This window comes from Streptomyces sp. NPDC005195, from assembly GCF_040608315.1.
Taxonomy (GTDB): Bacteria; Actinomycetota; Actinomycetes; order Streptomycetales; family Streptomycetaceae; genus Streptomyces; species Streptomyces kaempferi.
The window spans coordinates 1-1,438 of record NZ_JBEXHZ010000334.1; the positions used below are offsets into that span (position 1 = coordinate 1).

At 76.8% G+C, this 1,438-nt stretch carries 1 protein-coding gene; it reads right to left on the minus strand.

From position 1 onward, the window contains the following. Positions 1 to 436 precede the first annotated feature (436 nt). On the minus strand, positions 437 to 1,438 hold a 1,002-nt coding region (locus tag ABZV34_RS39460), incomplete at its 5' end, for a LuxR C-terminal-related transcriptional regulator (RefSeq protein WP_356288116.1).

Genomic DNA, 1,438 nt, shown 5'->3' on the forward strand with positions numbered 1-1,438 from the left:
CACACCCCGCGGCGGCATCGCGGTGGAGGAGGCGCCCACCGGACGCGGCGTGCGGCGGACCGCCGAGGATCTCCTGTCCCAGGATGAGCCCGGTTCGCTCCCCCACGGTGTCCACTCCCCCGCCGGTCCGCGCCCCACGGCCGTCCGGCCCCGCCCCAGGCCCCCCGTCCGGGATGTGCCGGCGTACTGCGGCACGCACCACGAACTGCGCCGCGCCCGGGGTGAGTTCAGACCGTCACCCGCGCCCGGCAGACATGCGTTCCGGCAGACGTGCGGCCCCTCAAGTGTGCGGCCTCGCAGGTGTGTGCCGGTCAGGTGCGCGGCCCGCGGATGTGTGCCCGGCACCCGTGTGTCCGGCAGATATGTGCCCGGCGCGGGTCTCCCGCCGCGCGAGGAGCGCGGTGGGTGTGCCGTCACCGGGCCCGTGCGGTCCGCCTCAGTGACCGGCCTGTTCGAACGTGCGGGTGCGCAGGTCCGAGGGCAGGTCCTGGCGGCGGGCGATGCCGAGTTTGCGGTAGACGCAGGTGAGGTGGCGCTCGACCGTGCTGGGGCTGACGAAGAGCTTGACCGCGATCTCCCGGTTGGTGTGCCCCTGGGCGGCGAGGGCCGCCACCCGTTCCTCCGAACCGCTGAGCCGGGCGGTGTCCCGGCTGCGGACGGGACGCGCGGCACGCTCCGGGCCGTCGACGGGCCGTATCCGCTCGCGCAGCGGCACCGCGCCGCAGTCTCCCGCCAGTTGCCAGGCCCGCCGGGTGATCGTCCCCGCCCGGGTTCCCTCGCCGTTCAGGCGCAGCGCGCTGCCCAGGTCGGCCAGGGCGCGGGCGAGTTCGAGGCGGTCCCCGTAGTCGCGGAGCTCGTCGACCGCGCCGGCCAGCAGCTCGACACGGCGCCGGGGCTCGGCGGTGGCCGCGCTGAGGCGCAGTGTCACCCCGCGCACCCGCGCCCCTGCGGCTGCCGGGAGGGCGAGCTGGTCGGCGACCAGGGCCTGTGCCTCGCCGGGACGTCCGAGCAGGAGCAGTGCCTCCGCCGCGTCGGTGCGCCAGGGCAGCGGTTCGGGCTGGTCGGCCGCCCAGCGGGCCGCGGTCCTGCCCGCCTCCAGGAACTCCTCCAGGGCTGCCTGGGGGCGCCCGGTGGCCAGGTGGTAGCGGCCGCGGGCGCGCAGGAAGGCGAGGGCGTGCACGGTGGAGTACGGCTCGCCGGGCAGGGTGGGGTGCAGGTGCAGGGCCGCCGTGGCGTACTCGCCCTGTTCGGTGAGGGCCAGGACCAGCAGGGCGAGCGGGGCGAGGAGGAACGGGCCGCCGCGGCCGGCGAGGTGCTCGATGGCACGTGTCGCCTCCCGCCGGGCACCGGCGAGGTCGCCGAGCCGCAGCAGGGACTCGGCGTGCGCGGTGGCGAAGGCCGCCTGCCAGCCGGGAGCGTTGCGGGCGGAGATCTCCTC